Below are 21,822 nucleotides of genomic sequence, written 5' to 3'. Positions count from 1 at the left end.
CATATCCTTAGCAGGGCTAAGGGAGGCTTTGTGCGCGAGCGGTTACCGGTCGAGGTCTGGGTTCTGGTCGCGGCGAGCTTCATCATCGCCGTCGGGTTCGGGATCGTGGCACCCGTGTTGCCGGTGTACGCGTCCACGTTCGGCGTCGGTCACACCGCCGTAGCCGCTCTGATCAGCGCTTTCGCGTTCGTGCGGCTGGCCTTCGCGCCGATGAGCGGCAAGCTGGTCAACCGGTTCGGCGAGCCGCGGGTGTACATCGTCGGCATCCTGATCGTGGCGTTCGGCACCGCGTTGTCGGGCTTCTCGAGCAGCTACGCCGAGATGCTGACGTGGCGCGCGTTGGCCGGTGTCGGCTCGACGATGTTCACGGTGGCCGCTCTGGGCCTGCTGATCCGCATCACCCCGGCGCCGTTGCGTGGCCGGGCCTCCGGGCTGTGGGCTGCGGGCTTCCTCGTCGGCAACGTGGCGGGCCCGATCGTCGGTGCCGGCCTCGTGCCGTTCGGGCTGTGGGTGCCGTTCGTGTCGTACGGCGTGATGCTGTGCCTCGCGGCGTTCGTGGTCTGGTTCTTCTTGCGGCGGTCCACTCTCGCGGCGCTGGACAAGTCCAATGGCGACACACCGATGTCGGTGCGTCAGGCCGTGCAGCACCCGGCCTACCGGGCGGCGCTGGCGTCCGGGTTCGCGAACGGCTGGGCTGTGTTCGGCGTGCGGATCTCGTTGGTGCCGGTGTTCGTCATCGAGGCGTTGAAGCACAGTCCTGCCGTGGCGGGCATCTCGATGTCGGTGTTCGCCGGCGGCAACGCGGCGATGCTGTTCCTGTCCGGCAAGATCGCCGACACCCGCGGCCGCAAGCCGGTCGCCATCGCCGGTCTCGTCGTCAGCGGCCTCGCCACGGTCTCGATGGGCTTCACCGGTGACGTGTGGACGTTCATGGCCGCGTCGCTGGTCGCGGGCATGGGAGCCGGTCTGCTGAACCCGCCGCAGAACGCCGTCGTGGCGGACGTGATCGGCGCACGCGGCAAGGGCGGCCCCGTTCTCGCGGGCTTCCAGATGGTGACCGACCTGGGCGCGATCATCGGCCCGATGTGCGCGGGCCTGCTGGCTGACTCGTTCGGCTTCGAGGCGTCGTTCGCCATCACGGGTGCGGCGCTGCTGCTGTCCGTCGCCTTCTGGCTCGTGGCTCCCGAGACCCTGCCCACACATGAGGAGGAACACACGGCCGTCGCGGTCGCACCGGAATGTGGCTGCCTGGACGAAAGTGCCGAGGTCCCGACGGGCGAACGCGTGGGAGGCAAGCCACGCCATCCGGAAGCGTGACTGCGCACTCAGCTTCTTTTTAGCTTGGCTCGCTACCCTCGTCGCCGTGGGTGGTGCAGAGCGCAGTGCGCGGAAGAAGCAGCAGGCCGCGCGTGCGGTGGCCCAGGCCCGGACCACGGGCGGGGATCGAACCAAGGTGATCGCCGGCATCGCCGTCGTGGCGGTGCTCGCCGTCGCGGTCATCGGCTACGTCGTGTTCCAGCAGATGAAGCCGTCGACGTCCACCTCGGACGGTATCCCGCAGGCCCCGGCCGACCACCTGATCTCGGCCCCGGCGGTCCGCGACGGCAACACGGTGCTGGTGGGCAAGGACACCGCCACCGTGACGGTCGACGTGTACGAGGACTTCCTCTGCCCGATCTGTGGCACGTTCGAGAAGAAGTACGGCACCGACATCAAGAAGGCCGTCGAAGACGGCAAGGTGAAGGTCCGCTACCACATCCTGCCGATGCTGAACCGCCTCTCGAAGCCGGAGGGCTACTCGACCGACTCGGCCAACGCCGCCCTGTGCGTCGCCGACGACGGCAAGTTCAACGCCTTTCACGCGGCACTGTTCGCCAAGCAGCCAGAGGAAGGCGAAGCGGGCTACACCAAGGACCAGCTCATCAAGCTGGGCAAGGACGTCGGCGTCACGTCCGCGGGCTTCGAGTCCTGCGTGCGGAACCAGAGCTACAAGTCCCAGCTGGACGAGCTGATGACGAAGACGAGCAACGACCCCGTTCTTCGCGACCCGGAGACGGGCCGCTTCCGCGGCACGCCCAGCGTCGCTTCCGGTGGCAAGCTCGTCGACCTCGACAACAAGAACTGGCTCTCCGACCTGACTAAGTGAGACCGTCGATCGGCGCCTGGCCCTGACTCCACCGGGCCAGGCGCTGTGCTTTTCCTTGTTCTGTGCGCGGCAGCTTCCCCGGCTCCAGAACGTGCACCTGGCACGTGATTCCCAGGCGCTCCTTGAGCTTGTGCGTGAGTGCGTTCCTGATGTCCTGTGTGGACTCGACCGCCACGTGGAGCTGTGCCGTGGTGGTCCGGCGATCCTCGACGACCAGGTAGTGCGGGCTCGCGTACTCCAGCACGACCGCCTCGATCTCCGTGGGGAACACGTTGACGCCGCGGATGACGAGCATGTCGTCCTTGCGCCCCTTGAGCTTGCTCATCCGTTTCAACGTCCGTTGCCCTGCCGGCTCATGGATCGTCGCCACGTCACCTGTGCGGTATCTGAGAAGTGGCATTCCCGTCTTGGTGAGCGTGGTGAAGACGAGCTCACCGTCCTGGACCTCCGGGTAGAAGTGGTCCTCGGCGATGTTGAGAAGCCCTTCCGAGTCAAGGGATTCACACGCCACACCAGGACCGATCACTTCGGACAGTCCGTAGATGTCGAGCGCCCTGATGCCCAGCCTTTCCTGAATCTCCTTGCGCATCTCCTCGGTCCACGGCTCGGCACCGAAGACACCGACCTCGATGCTGTTGTCGGCCTGGAGGTCTTCCGCCAGCCGCAGCGCGTACGACGGCGTACAACAGAGCACGTCCGGCCGCAGGTCCTCGATGAGCCGCACCTGCCGCTCCGTCATGCCGCCGGACATGGGGATGACCGTGGCCCCCAGCCTCAGACCACCGTGATGCACCCCGAGCCCACCCGTGAAAAGCCCGTAGCCGTAAGCGTTGTGGATAACCGAGCGCCTGGTGGCCCCGGCCCCGGCGAGCGCCCGAGCCATGACCTCAGCCCAGGCCTCAACGTCGTTGGCCGTGTAGGGAACGAGCGTCGGCCGCCCACCCGTCCCGGACGACCCGTGCACGCAGACGACGTCCTCCCGCGGCGCGATCTGCAGCCCGAACGGGTAGTGGTCCCACAGGTCCTGCTTGGTGATCGTGGGCAGCAGGTGGATCTCGTCGAGCCGCACATCTGTGCCGCGCGTCACGCCAAGATCTTTGAGCCGAGCCCCCTGGAAGTTGTCGATCTGCAGAAGGCGGTCCACGAGCCCCCGCAGACGCTGTTCCTGCAGCTCGTGACGGGCCTCGGGGTCCATGCACTCGATCTTCGGGTCGAACGGCGCTCCGGCGGTCATCACCCGGTCCTACCAGGCCGAATGCGCTTTGGGTACCCCCGATTTTTATCTCGTGGACCTCTTGATGTACGGTATTGCCACACGAGAACGGAAGGGAAAACCTCCCGGGAACGTGGACCTTCAAGGGGCTGTGGCGCAGCTGGTAGCGCATCACACTGGCAGTGTGAGGGTCAGGGGTTCGAGTCCCCTCAGCTCCACAACGTAACACAGCATACGAATCGCCCGCTGACCTGCAAGTATTGGGTTAGCGGGCGATCTTGTTTTTCTGTCCCAAGTGGACGATGGTATCGCCAACTGGAGCAAAACTGGAGCACGGCCCCGATCTGGGCGAAATTGGGTCACGGGTTTGCTTCAGGTCCGGCCACCCGGTTGGGTGGTTGTCCACAAGACCTTTTGCTCGCCCGCTGACGCGTCGGCGGCGCCGTCTGGCATGACGGCCGTGCCGCTCCCGCCATAGTCTGGCACCGTGCGTTTGCGCTGGCGCGTGCGTGATTGCGGCGGGTGGGCCGTTGTCGGATCGCAGCATCCCTCGGTGTCGATTGATCGCTCGGTGTCGATTGAACGGGCGCTGCCGTTTCGGTTCCCATGCCGCTTGGTGGGTGCCGGCGCTCCGGCCAACCAACCTGTTTTGTCAAGGTGGTTACCTCGGCAGGACTCGCACCTGGACCTCGACGATCATGGCTCTGACCTGCGTGTGATGGAGTGCTCAAAGGGTGCAGGTTGGTGTTGGGTCGGTCGAACCGGCGTCAGTTCGCGACGAATGCCTTGATCTGGGAGTACGGACTGCAGACGCTGGGGGCGTGGTCTGGGTCGCCTATTCCAGGAGTACGTACGGGCCTTGGCTCGTGCCGCTGCGAGGCGATCGCCTGGGATCGTCGATGAGCTGATGTCGAACGTGACGGTCAGATCGCCATACGCAGCGTCGGCAGTGGTCGAGGTGGTCGGCGCATGTGGTTCACCCCGGGATGTCGGATGCGAACGAAGCGACGATCATGAGACCGGGTGTTGACCAGTCGAGTCTGGTGCGCCAACCGGGCCACTCGATCCGTGCTGGCAGCCGTCCGGCCCTGCAACCGTCTGATTGCGCCTGTTTGGCGTTAGTCCAGCGTTAGTCCAGGTTGATGGGTCTCTGCTCGGGCTGACCAACCTGTGGTCGGTGGATGCGTCGAGCGCCCTTGCGGCCTTCGGTCCACGAGGCGGTGGTGATCAGTTGGGCTGCGAGTAGTCAGACGCCACGAACGAGCAATTCCGTGGAGCCGCAGTGGTCTTGGGCTGGCGCCTGTCACCGATCATCGCCTTCCGGAAAGGCTGTGATCGACGTCCGCGGTGCTTGTTCGAGTGTGAATGTGAAGTCCACCTCCCCGCGAAGTTGATCTTTGTGAGTGTGTTCCTTTTTCGTCTGGCCTGGTTCATGCTGCTCCGGCACAGGTCGGGGGACCGTACAAGGGTGGCTGCCGGGTGTTCCGGTGGTGGGGGGATAGATGCGATACGTCAGAGGGCGGGGCTTTGCCCTGCCCACGTTCAGTGCTGCCGTTGTCGTTGTAGGAACGCTGATCGGCTCTGTTGCTCCGGCGAGCGCCGCTGTGCCGGACGAGGTCGTCGACGTGGCCGGTGCGCACAGGCTGGCGAGGCAGAGTGGCAAGTCGATCGTCATCGGGTCGGAGACGACCGAGGACTCGCAGGTCAAGGCCAATCCCGACGGTTCGCGGACCTTGATCTCCTACGCGCAACCGGTGCGCGTGAAGCGGAACGGTTCGTGGGCCGCCATCGACTTGACGCTGGTGCCGCAGGCCGACGGCTCGCTGGCGCCGAAGGTGGCGCCGGTGACCATGTCGTTCAGCGCGGGTGGCCACGGTTCAGCGGCCAAGCCTGTCGCGCGGCTGGTCAAGGGTGAGGCCGAGGTCGGGTTCGGGTGGGAGTCGGATCTGCCCAAGGCACGGGTCACCGGCCAGACCGTGACGTACCCGGAGGTGCTGCCCGGCGTGGACCTGGAGATCCAGGCGGCGCTGACCGGCTACTCGCAGAACCTCGTGGTGAAGAACGCCGAGGCCGCGAAAAATCCGAAGCTCAGGAAGTTCACGTTCAAGTCCCACACCAAGAACACCAAGATCACGGGGCCCGCGTCGGTGTCCGGCAAGGCGAAGGCACCGGACGCGGCGGACGGTCTCGTGGTTTTCGGTGCTGACGGCAAGCAGGTCTTCGGCGGTGACGCCTCCCGCATGTGGGACTCGTCCGACTCCGGCCGGGCTGCGCGCATGGGCATCGAGCTGGGGCAGAACACCATCTCGATCATGCCTGACCAGGCGTTCCTCGCCGATCCGAACACGGTCTATCCCGTGCGGCTGGACCCCGACTACTCCTGCACGACCTGCTCCAAGCAGCACCATGCGGTCGTGCAGTCGCCGTGGGGCGACGCCCCGAACTACGACAAGACCTCCGATCAACTCAGTGACCTGAAGGCGGGCTACCTCAACGGTTCGTCGCTCGTCACACCGACCGGCGCCCCAGGCGTATCGCGGACGTACTTCGAGATGAACACGTCGCAGATCGTCGGCACGAAGATCCACTCAGCCACCTTGCACGCCAAGGTGATCTCGTCGTACTCGTGCTCGCCGACTCCGACCGAGTTGTGGAACACCTGGGCCATCGGTCCGTGGACCACGTGGAACAACCAGCCGGGGTGGATCAAGAACCTGTCGGAGAACAACACACGCAACAACCCCTCCAAGTGCCCGACCGACGGTGGTGCGGACTTCGACGCGTTGGCGGCGGTGGAACGGGCGGCGTCCGAGCCGTGGACCGCTACCACGTTCATGTTCAAGGCCAAGGACGAGAAGTCGCTCGACGACTCGTGGCGCAGGTTCGACCTCAACCCCTACCTCGAGGTCAAGTACAACTCGTACCCGAAGTCGCCGATCGACCTCGGCCTGGAGGGCTGGGGGCTGAACGCGACGGACGCACTTCCGTGCCGCATTGGCAACGACCGCCCCTACGTCGGCAAGAACCGCACGCCACGCCTGCGGGCCAGGCTGCTCGACCCGGACGGCGGGATGATGGACGCGGGTTTCCGTCTCACCATCGGGACAGCCACCAACTACACGTGGAACGGCAAGGACATCTATACCAAGGATGTGCCGTCGGGATCGTTCGCCGAGGTCAGCGTGCCAGATGGCTGGATCACCACCGATGGGGTCCACGGCTTCCACCTGTGGTCCGGTGACGGCGAGCTCAGCAGCTGGTCGCCGGTGTGCGAGTTCATGGTCGACAGCGTGGCACCGAACACCCCGGCAGTGTCCTCAACGGACTATCCCGCGACCGGGTTCGGTGGCAGCGTCGGGCGCACCGGCAACTTCACGTTCTCACCCAACGGGAACACGGGCCCGGACGGCACGATGGACGTCGCCCGCTATGGGTGGTCGCTCGACAGCACCACGGTCGAGAATCAGGTCAACGTGACCCAGGCCGACGGTGTCGTAACCGTGCCGATCACGCCGAAGTCGGGCGGCACGAACACCTTGTACGTGCAGGCCTACGACAAGGCCGGGAACCCGGCGGCCAACCCGCAGAAGTACGTGTTCAACGTCGCGGACCCCGCGAACCCCGTGGCGGCGTGGAACTTCGACCAGACCACCGGGACCACCGCGACCGACATCACCGGTCAGGGCCACCCGCTGACGCTGAACGGCGCGACCTTCGGCGCAGGCTACGCCAACAACGGCCAGGCCAACACCACCAGCACGTTCTCCGCCACCTCGTCCGCGATCGTGGACACATCGCGGGCGTTCTCGGTGTCGGCGTGGGTGAAGCTCGACAACACAAACGAGTTCTACACGGTCGCCAGCCAGGACGGTAACCGCGCGAGTGCGTTCTTCCTGCAGTACTCGCGTGAGGTGAACCGCTGGACGTTCAGCGCGGCCGTTGCCGACCAGGACTCGCCCCAGTCGGTCCGCACGATCTCGGCAGCCCCGCCCGAGGTGGGCGTGTGGACGCACCTGGTGGGTACCTACGACCCTGACGCGCACAAGATGTCGTTGTACGTCAACGGAAAGCTCGAAGGTACCGCGACCGCCGCTCTGTGGAACGCGACGGGGCCCTTTGTGGTCGGAGCGGCCAAGTGGGCCGGCGGGCGCACCAATCAGATCCCGGCCACGATCGACCACGTCCAGGTGTGGGATCGGCAGATCAGCGCGGTCGAGGCGGCCGAGCTGAACAACTTCGCCGTGCTGCGCGCTCACTACAACCTCGACGAACGCACAGGGACCGCGACGAAGGACGAGGTGACGGGGCAGAACGCCACGCTCTCCGGGGGTGTCCAGTGGGCGGGCACACCGGTCGACCCTGACGATCCGAACCAGATCCTGACCAGCAAGGACAAGTGGCTGAACCTCGACCCGCTGGCTCAGGGCAGTGTGGCGGGCGCACATCCGGTGAACTTCCGCACGGACCGCTCCTACACCGTGTCCGCATGGGTGCGGCACAGCGGCGCGTTCTCCGTACCGGACACCGCGGTCGGCATGGGTGACACCACCTTCTCGCCGTTCCTGCTCTCCTACCGGCCGGAGACGGGCAAGTGGGGCTTCCTCCAGGTGGCGCGGAAGGACGGCGGGTCATCGCTGATCGTCTCCGACCTGCCGGCCGAGGCGGACAGGTGGGTTCACCTCGCAGGTGTCTACGACGCGACCAGCGGCACGATGACGCTCTACGTCGATGGCGTCAAGCAGGCGGCCACCAAGACGGGACAGGGCGCGTTCAACGCCACCGGTGACTTCTGGATCGGCCGGGGCATCTGGAACGGAAACAGCACTGACGGGTGGAAGGGCGACATCGACGACGCCCGTGTCTATTCGGGTGTGCTGACCAGTGCCGACATCGAGGACATCCGCACGTCCACCAAGCACCGCTGATCTGGGGGGATTCTTTCAGTGAGAGCAAGCAGAAGAAGACGCTGCACGGCGCTTGGCGTCGTGCTGACGTTGTTGCTCGCGACCGGCCAGGACGCGCTCGCGGCTGGGGATGGGGACAACCAGTACGGCTGGAAGCTGCCGGAACTGCAGCAGGACAAGTCGGTTCCCACCACGTCGGTGGTCTCGCGCGCCAAAACCGAGGACGCGGCGGCGAGGGCCGCCGTGACGAAGGTCGACACGCCGTCGTGGCCGGTCGAGTCGCAGGTGGAAGTCGATCTGAACGGTGCCGTTGCGGGGAGCGTTGCCAAGGCCACGTCGGGGCTGGTCTCGGTGCAACGCAAGAACAACGGTGTCGTGGCGAAGTCGGCGAGCCCTGCCAAGGTGCGGGTGAACGTCAAGGGCCAGGACGCGGCGAAGAAGCTGGGGCTCAACGGTGTCGTGTTCACTGTCACGGATGCCGGTGGTGCCGCGGGAACACCGGTGCACCTGGGCGTCGGCTACGGCACGTTCGCCTCGGCGTTTGGTGGCGACTATGCCTCGCGCCTGCGTCTGGTGTCGCTGCCCGCGTGTGCACTGTCCACTCCGGACAAGCTGGAATGCCGTCGCGTTACGCCTTTGCCCGGCGGCAGCAACGACCTGAAGACCAAGACGGTCTCGGCGGACTTCGCCTCCGTGGCCACGTCAGCTACGTCGGCCTCGAGACGGCAGGAGGACGGTGGCGGCGCGATGGTGCTCGCCGCGACCGCCGCTCCCTCCAGCGGAAACGGCAGCTACACCGCGACCTCGCTCGCTCCGGCGGGATCGTGGAACGCGGGTGGGGCATCCGGTGACTTCACCTACGGCTATCCGCTGCGCGTTCCGCCTGCGGTCGGCGGTAAGGCGCCGTCGGTGTCGCTTGGCTACTCCTCGCAGAGCCTCGACGGCCGCATGTCCGCGACGAACAACCAGGCGTCGATCGTCGGTGACGGCTGGGACATCTCTCCCGGCGGGTTCATCGAGCGGCAGTACAAGCCCTGCGGTCTCGATCTGGGAGGGAACAACGGCCAGACGAAGACCGGTGATCAGTGCTGGGCCACCGACAATGCCACCATCAGCCTGGTCGGCGTCTCCGGCAAGCTGATCAAGGCGTCCGAGGACCCCGTCACCGGCGTCAGCACCTGGCGCGCGAAGAACGACGACGGTGCGCGCATCGAGCGTTTCAAGGGCGCGGCCAACGGCGACAACGACGGTGAACACTGGAAGGTCACCACGACCGACGGCACCCAGTACTTCCTGGGCATGAATCGGTTGCCGGGCTGGACGAGCGGCAAGCCGGAGACCAAGTCGGCGTGGACCGAGCCGGTGTACGGCAACAACGACACCGAACCGTGCAAGCAAGCTGCCTTCGACGCCTCCTGGTGCCAGCAGGCATACCGGTGGAACATCGACTACTCGATCGATCCGCACGGCAACGTCACGACGTACTACTACGACCAGGAAATCAACCACTACGGCCGCAATGCCGACCCGGCCAAGGGCACCTCGTACGTGCGTGGTGGGTACTTGACGCGCATCGAGTACGGCCTGCGCAGCGACAACTACTTCGGTTCTGTGGGCGGCCGCGTCCAGTTCGACATGGCCGAGCGCTGCCTGCCGGGCGGTGCGATCACGTGTGATCCCGGTCAGCTCAACGCCTCCACGGCCGCGTCGTGGCCGGACGTGCCGGCGGATCAGCTCTGCAACGCGGGCGAGCAGTGCACCAACCGGCTGACGCCCACGTTCTTCACCCGCAAACGACTGACCAAGGTCGTCGCGCAGGTGGGCGACGGCAGCGGCGGGTACTCCGACGTCGACTCGTGGACGCTGACGCAGGACTTCCCCGCGACCGGTGACGGTACGTCGCCGGCGTTGAACCTGAAGTCCATCGTCCACACCGGACACGTTGGTGGCACGATCGCGTTGCCGGCGACGACGTTCGACCGCGTGGCGATGGACAACCGGGTCGACAGCGGCCACGACAACCTGTCACCGCTGACGCGCTACCGGATCACCGGCATCAACGGCGAGGGCGGCGCGCACACCGAGATCAAGTACAGCGAGCGGGACTGCGTGCCCGGCTCGCGGATGCCGGCGTCACCGGAGTCGAACACCCTGCGGTGCTATCCGACGTGGTGGACTCCCGACGGCGCGCGGACCCCGATCCTGGACTACTTCCAGAAGTACGTCGTCACCGACGTCACCGACGACGACCGCACGGGTGCGTCGTCGTTGCTCAAGACCCACTACGACTACATCGGCAACCCAGCCTGGCACTTCGACGATAACGACTTCGCCGAAGCTGACCGGCGGACGTGGTCGCAGTGGCGTGGCTACGAGACCGTAAGCACGGTCAAGGGTGACTCGGCCGGCAAGCAGAGCGTCGCAGAGACCGTGTACCTGCGGGGCATGGACGGTGCCACGGTGTCGACCAGTGAGGGCGAACCGATCACCGATGTCGACCGCCTGCAGGGGTTCGTGCGGGAGACCAGGCAGTACAACGACGGTGTGCTCGTGGCGGCGTCGGTCAACGACCCGTGGGTGAGCGAGGCGACCGCCACGGGTGCGGACGGCAAGCAGGCGAAGCTGAGCAACGTCCTCGCGGTGCGGGGCCGGACATTGCTGGAAAGCGGTGAATGGCGACGCACGAAGGTCGTGAAGTCTTACGACTCGGTCGGCATCGTCACGCAGGCCGAGGATCATGGCGATCTCCAGATCATGGGCGATGAGTCGTGCGCCCGCATGACGTTCGCCCGCAACGAGACGGCGTGGATGCTGAGCTATGCCTCGCAGGTGGAGACCGTCAAGGGCCTGTGCACCGTGCAGCCGTCCGCCTCGACGATCCTGACGTCCGCGCGGTCGTGGTACGACGGCCAGGCGTGGGGTGTGGCTCCGACGAAGGGTGACATCACCAAGGCCGAGGCGCTGGACAAGTGGGACGACACCGGCCAGAAGTGGGTCATCGCGTCGACGTCGACATTCGACGAGTACGGGCGTCCGAAGGAGGTCGTGGACGCGACCGGCCAGCGGACGACCGCCGCGTACACGCCCGCCACCGGCCCGCTGAAGCAGGTCACCAGCACGAACGCGCTGGGGCACGTGACGAACGGGTACTTCGAGCCAGCCTGGGGCCTGTCGACGGCTTCCGTGGATGCGAACGGGCGGCGTGCGGATCTCGAGTACGACGCGCTGGGCCGGATGGTGGCGGCATGGCTGCCGGGACACCCGAAGGCAACCGCCAAGCCGGACGCGGTGTTCGAGTACACCTACAACACGAACGCGCCGAGCGTAGTGACGTCGAAGCGGTTGCAGGATGACGGCAACACCTACCAAGCCACCTATGCGCTCTACGACGGACTGTTCCGCGAGCGGCAGACGCAGTCCCCGTCCCCCGCAGGCGGAAGGCTGATCTCCGACACGTTCTACGACTCGCGTGGCCTGCCGTACAAGACGAACGGTGCCTACTGGAACAACCAGGCTCCCGGAGCTGCGCTGGCCGGTGTACTGGACAACGAAGTGCCGAACCAGACCATCACCGAGTACGACGGGATGGGCCGGCCAACGGCGTCTATCTACCGCAAGTACGCGACGGAACAGTGGCGCACCACCACGTCGTACGGCGGTGACCGCATCCACACCACCCCGCCGCAGGGTGGCACGGCGACGACGGTGATCAGCGACGCGCAAGGTCGCACCACAGAGAAGCGGCAGTACACAGCCAGCCTCGGCACGGCGTTCGACGCGACGAAGTACACCTACACAGCGGCAGGTCAACTCGAGTCGGTGACCGACCCTGCGGGCAACGTCTGGCGGTCCACCTACGACCTGCGCGGCCGCAAGATCGGGTCGGTCGACCCGGACACCGGAGCCAGTTCGACCGAGTACGACGCGGCGGGCCGGGTGGTCTCGACCACGGACGCCCGCAACCGCAAGATCTCGTACAAGTACGACGCCTTGAGCCGCAAGATCGCCTCTTATGAGGGGACGAGCACTTCGCCGAGCGCGGAGTGGCAGTACGACACGTCGGTGGACGGCTCCGGCGTGTTGAACGGGCGCGGCATGCTGACGCTGTCCCGCAGGTGGGTCAACGGCCAGCCGTACACGAGCAAAGTCACCGGCTACGACCAGGCCGGTCGCCCGACCGGCAAGAAGGTCATGGTGCCGGCCGCGGCGGAAGGAGTGCTCGGCACCACGTACGAGGTGGGCTACTCGTACACCTACACCGGCAGGCTGCGCGATCTCGACTACCTGGACGTCAACTCCGGCGGCCGGACGATCGTGCCCGGCGAGACGGTGTCGACCCAATACAACGCCTTCGGCCTGACCGAGTCCACCCAGGGCAAGGACCGCTACGTCAGCGGAACCGCGTACTCGGCGATGGGTGAGGTGCTGAAGGAGACCTACGACAGCGCCGACAGCCAGAACAACCTGTGGGTGACCAACTTCTACGAGGAAGGCACCCGCAGGCTCGAGCGGACGATCGCGGACAGGGAGACCCCGAACGCGTACCGGATCGCGGACCGCAACTACAGCTATGACGCGGCCGGCAACATCAACCGCATTGCCGACACGCCTGAGGGCGGCGCGTCGGACATCCAGTGCTTTGCCTACGACCACCTGCGCCGGATGACCGATGCGTGGACGCCGGACTCCGGCAACTGCACGGCGCCGAAGTCGACGTCCACTTTGGGCGGTGCGGCGATGTACTGGCTGTCGTGGACGTTCGACAAGACTGGTAACCGTCTGACCCAGACCGCGCATTCCAGCGCCGGCGACACGGTGAACACGTTCGGCTATCCCGCTGCGGGGCAAGCCCAGCCGCACACCGTGTCGAAGGTCGACACGACCGGCCCGAACGGCACCTCGCAGGACACGTTCGGTTACGACGAGTCCGGTAACACGACGTCACGCAAGATCTCCGGCGACACCCAAACGCTGGAGTACGACGCTGAGGGCCGCGTCTCGAAGGTGACGAACGCGGACGGCAAGGAGTCCACGTACCTCTACGACGCGGACGGCTCGAGGCTCATTGCTCGCGAGCCTTCTGCCACGACGCTGTACGTGTTCGGTCAGGAGATCCGTCTCGAGAAGAACACCACGACTCCGTCGTGGACTCGTTACTACAGCCACAACGGGCACGTCGCAGCGCAGCGGAACTCTATCTCGGGTCTCAAGTGGCTGCTCTCGGATCACCAGGGCACCGAGATCGCCGCAGTGACCTCCGGAAACCTAGCGGTGGCGACCCGGCGCCAGACCCCGTTCGGTGATCCCCGGGGTAGCGCTGCGTCGTGGAATCAGCATGGGTTTGTTGGTGGTACGCGGGAGGAGTCGGGTCTGACGCGTGTGGGCGCGCGTATGTACGACTCTTCTACCGGGCGGTTCCTGTCGGCGGACCCGATCGTCGACAACAACGATCCGCAGCAGCTCAACGGTTATGCCTATAGCAACAACAGTCCGGTAACGTTCAGCGATCCGACGGGTCTGTTGTCGGGTGGTCAGTGTGGTCCGGACGGCATTTTGTGTGGCGGCGGCCGGGAGAACTACCGGAGCGAGGCCGATTACAAGCAGGTCCAGCAGGAGTTCAAGCAGGAGCGCAAGAAGCAGCAGCAGCAATCTTCGGCTGCCCAACAGGCTCGTGAGGAGTTGATGCGGCAGGAGAACATCAGTCAGGCCGAGTATGAGGAGGCCTTGAAGAACGCCCACAAGACGAAGTGGGATGTGATCAAGGAAGTTGCGTGGGAGATGTTGAAGGACATCTCCGGGTGGAACGACATTGTCGATTGTTTCACCAAGGGTGACATCTGGGCCTGCGGTGGGCTGGTGATGAACCTGGTGCCGTGGGGCAAGGTCGGGAAGGTCTTGGAGGCTGGGTACAAGGCGGTCAAGGCTGTCTCGTCGATGGCGAGGATCATCTCGAAGGCGCAGGGGTTGTTGCGTCGGGTGGAGAGGATTGCGGCGCGGGCGCAGGAGATCGCGATGGACGCGCTGCGCAAGCTTGGCGGTAAGTCCGACGGTGCGGGCGGGTCTTGCCTGCTGCACAGTTTCGTGGCTGGTACTCGGGTGTTGATGGCGGACGGGTCTTCCAAGCCGATCGATGAGATACGGGTGGGGGACAAGGTCAAGGCCGCTGATCCGTCTTCTGGTGAGAGGTCGGATCGAAATGTCGTGGGCACGATCGTGCACACCGACGAGGGTGACATGACCCGTGTGTCAGTGGCCGGCGGCACGGTGGAGGCGACGTCGTGGCATCCGGTGTGGGTGGAGGAACGCGGTGACTTCGCCAAGATCGGCACGCTCAAGCCGGGTGAGCATCTGCGGTCATCCGATGGCACGCGGCAGGTGGTGACGGATGTCCAGCGTTACGCTCAGATTCAGCCGGTCTACGACCTGACCATCGACGGCGTCCACACATACCACGTCGTGGTCGGTGACACGCCGGTCCTGGTACACAATTGTGGTGACCAGATTTACGAAGCTGGTGGGAAGCACGGATCGGAGGCGCGAAGCAGTTCTCGTGGTGAGAACAGCGCTGAACCCACTGATGGACCAGGTGCGCTCGCCAACTCCATTCAGATCAAGTCCACATCTCCTCGCCGCGTAGGGATCGATCCCAAAACTGGTGATGCCGTTATCCTTGACCGGACTCGGGAGGTTCCATGTGGATGCACGGTCGAGGGCGGAGTTAACGAGATTTTCCATGGGCACGTAAGGACAGACATCGGTACTGATCCTGGGATGCAGGCGGCGAGGAACGCTCTGCGGCGCGCTATCAAGTCCGGAGGTATCACAGAGTGACAGGCGACAATGAGACGTCGGCACTACAATGGCGGGAGGAGATGCTGCGCGATCTTGCATCTAATGATCTTGGACGATCGACTCGTGCGCTTCTCGCGCTGACCTACGACGATCCTGATCGCGTCTGGGTGGAGGACCTATTGTTGCGCACGTTGGATGATGCTGCATCGGACCCGCAGTTGCGGTCACTCGCGGTGACCTGCATGGGTCATCTGGGGCGTATGCGCGGCAAGGTAGGAACCCAGGTGGTCGTCCGCTTGGAAGGTCTACTCGAGGATTCGAAGCTCGGCGGGATTGCTGAAGACGCTCTGGGTGATATTAGATACCACGCAGTTGTGATCTGATTTAGTTTAGTTTGATATGGAAGGCCGCCTCGTGACGTCGCAGTGACGGGGCGGCGCGCAGCATCTTGCTGGGCACCGCTCCTGCTCTGCTTCTCATCAACACCTTGTGTTGCTTGCGTTGACGTGGTCACTAGTTGAATATGTCGAAGGTTTGAGGCAGTCGGGCTGAATAGTATGCCCGGGACACCTTTTTCTGAGATATGCGGTTCTTGTCGGCTGATCCGATTGTCGACAACAACGATCCTCGGCAGCTCAACGGTTATGCCTATAGCAACAACAGTCCGGTGACGTTCAGTGATCCGACGGGTTTGTTGTCGGGTGGTCAGTGTGGTCCGGATGGCATTTTGTGTGGCGGTCGCCGGGAGAACTTATCTAGCCTCGGTCGACCTCGTTCGACGCGGAACACACGGCCGCGCCACTCGAGCTGTCGCGCGGGCCGACCGGGGAGAACATGAACAGCCGCCATCGCGTGATCACCGGCTGACGGCCGGTCTCCACGGGCTCGGTCGAGGTGTGCGGCGCATGTAGCCGCGGACGTCGTGGCGGGGTGCGCCGGGGCCGTAGTCGAGCGCGGGCTTGGGGTCTTGGTAGGTCTTGGACCTCCATCGGGTCTACGAGGGTCCACGGTGTGGCGGGTACTTGGTAGACCTGTGGCCGAGTCGTCGGCATTGGTCGATTTCGGGTACGGCTGGCCATGAGCCAGGTTTTGCGGCTGTGCCTGCGGCCGTGGAAGGTCAGGCCGGGCCGGATGGGGTAGGTCCCGATGCGCGAGCCGGCGAGGTGAGGTTGCCCTCGTCCGTGGCGGGTGCCAGGGACGCGGGCGACGACGTTGCCGCGCTTGGGGTCACGCTTGCTGTTGGGCGCGAACGGTTTCATCGTCCAGGCTGGTCGCCGACGGTGCGGTGCGGGGCCAGGTCCAGGCATACCGCACGATGAGGGCGAGAAGGATCAATTCCAGCACGATGCCAAGGCCGTAGAAGTACAGCCAGGACTCGCCGACGACGTTGAATGCCGTGACGGGGATGTAGAGCGAGGCGACGGTGAGGTTGGTGACGCGGTTCGCCTGGGCGGGCAGCGTCATCGACAGCACGACCATGAGGATCGGGATGGCCACGAGGGTCAGCGCCGTGGTCGAAAAGGTCTGGGAGAGGTCGAACTTGAAGACCTTGCCGGCGAGGATGTCTTGGATGACGCCGGGCGTGAAGAAGTTGAGAATGTCCACGTAGGCGTACAGGAACATGAAGCTTGTCCACGTTGCGGCGAGTTTGGCTCTCACCGGGATCCGCTGGTCTTCCAGTGTGGCGGTGGTGGGTTGAAGTGTTCTCATCATCGGCTCCGTTGTGTGGTGAGGATCGGTAGGTCGATGATCGCCGAGCCCGGCGGCGGGCGCCCCGGCCCGGAAGCCGGGGTTCGCCTGGCCGATGGCATGGTCTGTCGCCTGTTCTTTAGGCGGGTACGCCGAGGCGCGCCGATCCCTAGGCTGGAGCCGTGGTCACTTTCCGGCGCTCCCTCTGGCATGAGGCGCGGCCTGCTGACGCCCCACCCATTGGTCGGCTCGACTGGCTGCTGGTGGGCGTGTTCGCGGCCGCCGCCCTGGTCGAGGGCATCGCTCGGCCGGGCTTGGCCTGGCAACCCCTTGTGACGGTGCTCGCCCTGGCGCTGACGCCTGCCCTGCTCTGGCGGCGGGGCCGCCCTCTGATGGCCGCCCTGATCGGGTGGGGCGTCGCCGGGCTGCTCTCGGTCCTCCAGCTGACCGCGCAGTCCGGGGACCTCGGCCTCTACTCCATGGCGGCCGTCCTGATCCTGCTCTACTCCCTGGTGCGGTGGGGCTCGGGACGGGAGATGGTCTTGGGGACGGCGTTCGTGACAGTCGTCGTCGCGCTGGGGATGTGCGCGTCCTCCGCGGGCTGGGCCGACGCTTTCGGCGGGAGCGTCCTCTTGCTGTTGTTCGTCGCCCTCGCGGCGGTGTTCCGCTACCGCGCGGACCTCTGGCATCGCCAACAGCGCGAGATCCGCAATCAGGAGCGGGTGGCGCTGGCGCGAGAACTGCACGACATGGTGGCCCACCATGTGTCGGCCATCGCGGTGCAGGCGCAGGCCGGTGGCGTGATCGCCGGCATCCAGCCTGAGAAGGCTGCCGAGGTCTTGGCCGCGATCGAGTCTGAAGCGTCGCAGACCCTGGCGGAGATGAGATCCATGGTGCGGGTGCTGCGAGAGAAGGAAGCCGTCGCCTACTCACCGCAGCTGGGTGTGGCGGACCTGCCTGCTCTGGCGCGCGCCGACGGGACGCCGACCGTCGAAGTCTCGCTGGACGGTTCGTTGACCCGGCTGGCACGACCAGTGGACGCCGCGCTGTACCGGCTCGCGCAGGAGTCGCTGACCAACGCCGTACGGCACGCCCGCAGCGCGACCCGCGTCGGGATCGACCTACGCCGGGAGGGAGACGCCGTCAGGCTGCGGGTCAGCGACGATGGACAGACCGAGCCAGGGCCGGCCCCGGAGCTCGGGTTCGGGCTGCTGGGCATGGCCGAACGCGCCCAGCTCCTCGGCGGATCGCTCTCCGCCGGGCCGGGGCCCGAGGGTGGTTGGGTGGTCGAGGCCGTGCTGCCGGTGGAGGCGCTGGGATGAGCATCCGTGTTGTCGTGGCCGACGACCAGGACTTGGTCCGGACCGGGTTGGTGATGATCCTCGGCGCGCAACCCGACCTCGAGGTCGTCGGGGAGGCGACTGACGGGCTCGCAGCGCTCGACCTGGCGACCCGACTGCGTCCCGATGTCCTCCTCGTCGACATCCGGATGCCTGGGCTCGACGGCGTCGAGGTGACGCGGCGCCTGGCCGGGCCTGACGTGACGGACCCGATGGCGGTCGTCGTGATCACCACGTTCGACCTCGATGAGTACGTCCTCGGCGCCCTACGCGCCGGTGCCCGGGGTTTCCTGCTCAAAGACGCCGGGCCGGAGCTCCTCGTGCAGGCGATCCACGCTGCGGCCAACGGGGACGCGCTGATCGCTCCCAACGTCACCCGCCGACTGCTGGCGAGCTTCGCCGACCAGGCGCCGGCGGTACCGGTCCAGCCCATCGACCCGCTCACCGAGCGCGAGGAGGAGGTGCTCGCGCTGGTGGCACGGGGCCGGACCAACGCCGAGATCGCCACCGAGCTCTTCGTCGGCCTGAGCACGGTGAAGTTCCACGTCGCCTCGTTGATGACCAAGCTCGGCGCCCGTAACCGCGTCGAGATCGCGATGTGGGCATACGACACCAGACGCGTGAGAGCCAATTAGCGGCGGTGTCGCCGCCGAGTGCGGCGGCCTGTTCGGCGATGCGCAGGACCTCGGTCGGGGTCGCCCAGACCCAGGTGGTGACCCATTCGGCGACGGTGTGGGCTGACGGGGTGATCCGCCGATAATAGGTGGCCCGGGATTCCGCTCAGTGCGCAGAATTTCTGTACCGTGATGCGGCTCCCGCGGTTCGGTAAACGTGGTCGTCAGGATGTGGTCGGCGGCTCGTTGTCGTCCGCACTCTCGGAGAGTTCATCCAAGAGTGCGTGCGCTTTTCCCATGACGTCCAGCGCCAATCGGTTTCTCCAACTCGATCTACGTACACAAGGATCTCCGGTCCCGTCCCTAGTTGGGAACCCTGTGTACTCACACGGGGGTGTCTCACGGCCGAGCTGGCCCGAATTCATCAGGGGCGTATGGGATCAGGAGGTGCCCGTTTCGTTCGCGTGTTCCCGAACCCGTCCGTCCCTCTCGAATCACTATCAACTCCCGTACAAATACGCTAAGTTGGGGGCCGTCGGTAAATCTTTGCGAAACCTCGTAGCACTGAGCATCAGGCACCCTCCTGACGGGAGACAGCAGCACGTGGAAACCACCGGACCACGCACCGCCGAAAGCATTGCCGCACGCTTTCATGACGTCGATTCCTCCGCCGTCCCTGAGGACTTCATCGCCTATCTGCGGAAGATGGAGGAGAGCGAGAGCGGCCGCGCGGTGCGGGAGGCCACCTATCGCGCCGTGGAGGCCGCCGAGAGCAGGGGAGCGGACATCGGGTGCGGCGCCGGACGCGCCGTCGCGGATCTCGTCCGGCTCGGGAAGGACGCCGTGGGGGTCGACAGCAGTCAGGCCATGGTCGACGCGGCCCTGGCCCGGTTCCCGCACTGTCACGTTGTCAGGGGCAGCGCCTTCGAGTTGCCGTTCGAGGACGCTGAACTGTCGTGGTACCGGTCCGAGCGGACCTTCCTTCACTTCGCCGATCCCGCCGAGGCGCTGTCCGAGGCCCGCAGGGTGTTGAAGCCGGGCGGGACGATCGTGCTCGCGGACCCCGATCTCGCGTCGATGGTGGTGAGCTCGCGGATCCCGGAGACGACCGACGTGGTCAAGGACGCGTTCTGCTCGGCCGTCCCGAATCCCCACGCCGGCACCCACAACGCCTACCACCTCGCCGACGCCGGCTTCACCGACATCTCCGTCGTTCCGATCATGGCGAGCCTGAACGACCATGCGTCCGCGTTCGGCGTGGTGCTGGAGCCGGCCCTGACGGCGGCGCTCACCCAGGGCGCCGTCAGCGAGGAGGAGGCGGCGCGGTGGAAGGACGACCTGGGCGATCTTTCCCGCCGGAACGCCTTCACCGCGACGGCGACCTTCTTCGTCACCACAGCCCGCCTCGCGTCGTAGGTCAATAGGTCGTAGGAGCCTGGTGGTCGGGCCGCCTGGGGACGAGTGAGCCCCCTGTGCGACCCGATCATCCTCAGTCGGCTGAGCGCGCCAGAAGCCGTTCACGGAGCACGTTCTTGCGCACCTTGCCGGTCTCGTTGCGCGGCAGTTGGGGCAGGAGTTCCAGGCGGGACGGCTGGCACCATTCGCTCATGCCGAGCCCGTCGAGCCAGTCGCGCAGGCCGTCGAGGGTGGGCGTCCCCTCTCCCGGTACGACGACCGCGCAGGCGAGTTCGCCGCCGTGGCCGTCCGGGTAGCCGACCAGGGCGACGTCCCGTACGTCGGGGTGGTCCAGCAGCACCGACTCGACGTCGCTGACCGGGATCATGATGACGCCGATCCGGTCCTCGGCGCGGCCGTGCAGCCGGATGCCGCCGTGGCCGTCCGGCGCCGCCAGGTCACCGGTGTCGTACCAGCCGTCGTCGTGCTCGGTGAGCACGGTCAGCCGGCCGTCGTCGCGGCCCCAGGTGGCCAGGCACAGCGAAGGGCTGCGGACGTAGAGCCGCCCAGGTCGCTCGTCGCTGATCGGGTGGTCGGCCCGCAGGTCGATCTCGTGGCCTGGGGCCCCGCGCCCGACGGTGCGGCCGGCCAGCTCCGGGTGCTCTCCGGTGCGGGTGAAGGTGGTGGCGCCCTCCGTCATGCCCCAGCCCACGTCCAGCGGGATTCCGAAGGTCTCGGTCACTCGCCTGAACAGTGGCTGCGGAACGATGGTGCCTCCCGCGCGGATGATCCGCACCGTGGGCAGTCGCTGCGACGTGCGTTCCATCGCGTCGATCAGGACGGAGAGGAAGACCGGGACGATGACCATCCAGCTGACCTGGGCCTGGGCCAGGAACGGGAGGACGGCCTCCGGTTCCCAGCGGTCCGTCACGACCGCGCAGGCTCCGCGGTGCAGCGGCATGAAGATGCCCAGGTTGAGGCCGACGATGTGTGTCGCCGCGTTCGGTGAGTAGACGCGGCTGTCAGGGCCGATGCCGTCGGCGGCTGCCACGGGGGCGTACCACGCGTACGAGGTGTTGAGGGTGTGCAGGACGGCCTTCGGCGCGCCGGAGGTACCGGAGGTGAACAGCACCAGGGAGACCCGGTCCGGGTCCACAATGGACGGATCCGGCAGGGTGTCGTGTTCCGTCTGCTCGAAGTACTCGCGGAAGTCGAGTTCGCCGTCCGTGGTCCGCTCGCCGAGCACCACACGGTGGCGCAGTGCGGGGAGCCTGGGTGCCATCTCGGCCAGCGCCGCCGCGTGGTCGAAGTTGTCCCACCGATCGACGGTCACGCAGACGACGGCATCCAGCCGGCGGAGCATCCGCTCCAGCTCACGGGGACGGAACGCGCACATGATCGGCGCGGCGACGGCCCCGAGCCGGGCGCAGGCCAGCACCAGCGGTCCGACCTGCCAGACGTTCGGCAACTGCATCGCGACGACCTGACCGCTGCGCACCCCCAGCGCGTGCAGCGCGCCGGCGAAGCGGTCCACGTACTCGGCGTACTGCGCGTAGCTCAGCTCCAGGATGCCCCGCCCGGCCTCCGACACGAGAAGGGCGGGGGCGTCGGGGGTCTCGGCACGCCACCGCGCCAGGTCGTCCAGGATGGTGCCGGGGCGCCAGTGGCCCTCCTCGCGGTACTGCTCCAAGGTGGTGGCGTCGGGGCGCAAGGTGGTGATCGGGTTCAC

At 66.1% G+C, this 21,822-nt stretch carries 12 protein-coding genes and 1 tRNA gene; 10 read left to right on the top strand and 3 right to left on the bottom strand.

The features are described 5' to 3' along the window. The first annotated feature begins 30 nt into the window (after positions 1 to 30). Both JOD27_RS24070 and JOD27_RS24065 read left to right on the top strand, forming a co-directional pair. Positions 31 to 1,317 carry an MFS transporter gene (locus JOD27_RS24070; protein ID WP_204764499.1) on the top strand — a complete coding sequence of 429 codons (1,287 nt, stop codon included), beginning with the start codon at positions 31 to 33 and terminating at the stop codon, positions 1,315 to 1,317. 46 nt (positions 1,318 to 1,363) lie between these two features. Continuing rightward, a complete protein-coding gene (locus tag JOD27_RS24065) occupies positions 1,364 to 2,146 on the top strand; it encodes a DsbA family protein (protein WP_204764498.1) in 783 nt (260 codons plus the stop codon). On the opposite strand, the gene JOD27_RS24060 is transcribed toward JOD27_RS24065, so the two are convergent. Beyond that, a complete protein-coding gene (locus JOD27_RS24060; RefSeq protein ID WP_239568318.1) occupies positions 2,139 to 3,380 on the bottom strand; it encodes a phenylacetate--CoA ligase family protein in 1,242 nt (413 codons plus the stop codon). The genes JOD27_RS24065 and JOD27_RS24060 overlap by 8 nt on opposite strands. A 124-nt stretch (positions 3,381 to 3,504) precedes the next feature. Between JOD27_RS24060 and JOD27_RS24055 the strand changes: the two genes are divergently transcribed. The 5 genes from JOD27_RS24055 to JOD27_RS47395 all read left to right on the top strand — a co-directional run bounded on the left by JOD27_RS24055 (position 3,505) and on the right by JOD27_RS47395 (position 15,893). Further along, positions 3,505 to 3,577: transfer RNA gene (locus JOD27_RS24055), tRNA-Ala, on the top strand. A gap of 1,284 nt (positions 3,578 to 4,861) precedes the next feature. After that, complete coding sequence (locus JOD27_RS24050) at positions 4,862 to 8,284, top strand: LamG-like jellyroll fold domain-containing protein (RefSeq protein WP_204764497.1); 3,423 nt, start codon at positions 4,862 to 4,864, stop codon at positions 8,282 to 8,284. Between the two features lie 18 nt (positions 8,285 to 8,302). Next, a complete protein-coding gene (locus JOD27_RS46760) occupies positions 8,303 to 15,094 on the top strand; it encodes an RHS repeat-associated core domain-containing protein (RefSeq protein WP_204764496.1) in 6,792 nt (2,263 codons plus the stop codon). After that, entirely contained in the window at positions 15,091 to 15,438 is a 348-nt protein-coding gene (locus JOD27_RS24040) for a hypothetical protein (protein ID WP_204764495.1), read from the top strand. Before JOD27_RS46760 ends, JOD27_RS24040 begins: the two co-directional genes overlap by 4 nt. 200 nt (positions 15,439 to 15,638) lie before the next feature. Then, the gene (locus JOD27_RS47395; protein WP_204764494.1) at positions 15,639 to 15,893 is read left to right on the top strand and encodes an RHS repeat-associated core domain-containing protein; all 255 of its coding nucleotides are present in this window, start codon (positions 15,639 to 15,641) and stop codon (positions 15,891 to 15,893) included. A gap of 389 nt (positions 15,894 to 16,282) precedes the next feature. Here the strand turns inward: JOD27_RS47395 and JOD27_RS24030 are convergent, their stop codons facing one another. After that, the gene (locus tag JOD27_RS24030) at positions 16,283 to 16,765 is read right to left on the bottom strand and encodes a DUF6326 family protein (protein ID WP_204764493.1); all 483 of its coding nucleotides are present in this window, start codon (positions 16,763 to 16,765) and stop codon (positions 16,283 to 16,285) included. A 161-nt stretch (positions 16,766 to 16,926) separates the two neighbouring features. Between JOD27_RS24030 and JOD27_RS45185 the strand changes: the two genes are divergently transcribed. From JOD27_RS45185 to JOD27_RS24015, 3 genes are all read left to right on the top strand, one after another. After that, on the top strand, positions 16,927 to 18,066 hold the full coding sequence (locus JOD27_RS45185) for a sensor histidine kinase (RefSeq protein ID WP_204764492.1): 1,140 nt from the start codon (positions 16,927 to 16,929) through the stop codon (positions 18,064 to 18,066). Then, a complete protein-coding gene (locus tag JOD27_RS24020) occupies positions 18,063 to 18,719 on the top strand; it encodes a response regulator (protein WP_204764491.1) in 657 nt (218 codons plus the stop codon). The genes JOD27_RS45185 and JOD27_RS24020 overlap by 4 nt, the downstream gene beginning before the upstream one ends. A 684-nt stretch (positions 18,720 to 19,403) precedes the next feature. Beyond that, entirely contained in the window at positions 19,404 to 20,114 is a 711-nt protein-coding gene (locus JOD27_RS24015; protein WP_204764490.1) for a methyltransferase domain-containing protein, read from the top strand. 73 nt (positions 20,115 to 20,187) lie between these two features. Here the strand turns inward: JOD27_RS24015 and JOD27_RS24010 are convergent, their stop codons facing one another. Beyond that, positions 20,188 to 21,822 carry an AMP-binding protein gene (locus JOD27_RS24010; RefSeq protein WP_204764489.1) on the bottom strand — a complete coding sequence of 545 codons (1,635 nt, stop codon included), beginning with the start codon at positions 21,820 to 21,822 and terminating at the stop codon, positions 20,188 to 20,190.

This window comes from Lentzea nigeriaca (assembly GCF_016907955.1).
GTDB classification, from domain to species: Bacteria; Actinomycetota; Actinomycetes; order Mycobacteriales; family Pseudonocardiaceae; genus Lentzea; species Lentzea nigeriaca.
This window is presented reverse-complemented; position numbering and strand designations above follow the sequence as displayed.

What these genes read in the sequence shown, in the direction of transcription:
- JOD27_RS24060 (WP_239568318.1), bottom strand. Translation starts at nt 3,380, where the DNA reads ATGACCGCCGGAGCGCCGTTCGACCCGAAGATCGAGTGCATGGACCCC.
- JOD27_RS24050 (WP_204764497.1), top strand. Translation starts at nt 4,862, where the DNA reads ATGCGATACGTCAGAGGGCGGGGCTTTGCCCTGCCCACGTTCAGTGCT.
- JOD27_RS47395 (WP_204764494.1), top strand. Translation starts at nt 15,639, where the DNA reads ATGCGGTTCTTGTCGGCTGATCCGATTGTCGACAACAACGATCCTCGG.
- JOD27_RS24030 (WP_204764493.1), bottom strand. Translation starts at nt 16,765, where the DNA reads ATGAGAACACTTCAACCCACCACCGCCACACTGGAAGACCAGCGGATC.
- JOD27_RS24020 (WP_204764491.1), top strand. Translation starts at nt 18,063, where the DNA reads ATGAGCATCCGTGTTGTCGTGGCCGACGACCAGGACTTGGTCCGGACC.
- JOD27_RS24015 (WP_204764490.1), top strand. Translation starts at nt 19,404, where the DNA reads ATGGAGGAGAGCGAGAGCGGCCGCGCGGTGCGGGAGGCCACCTATCGC.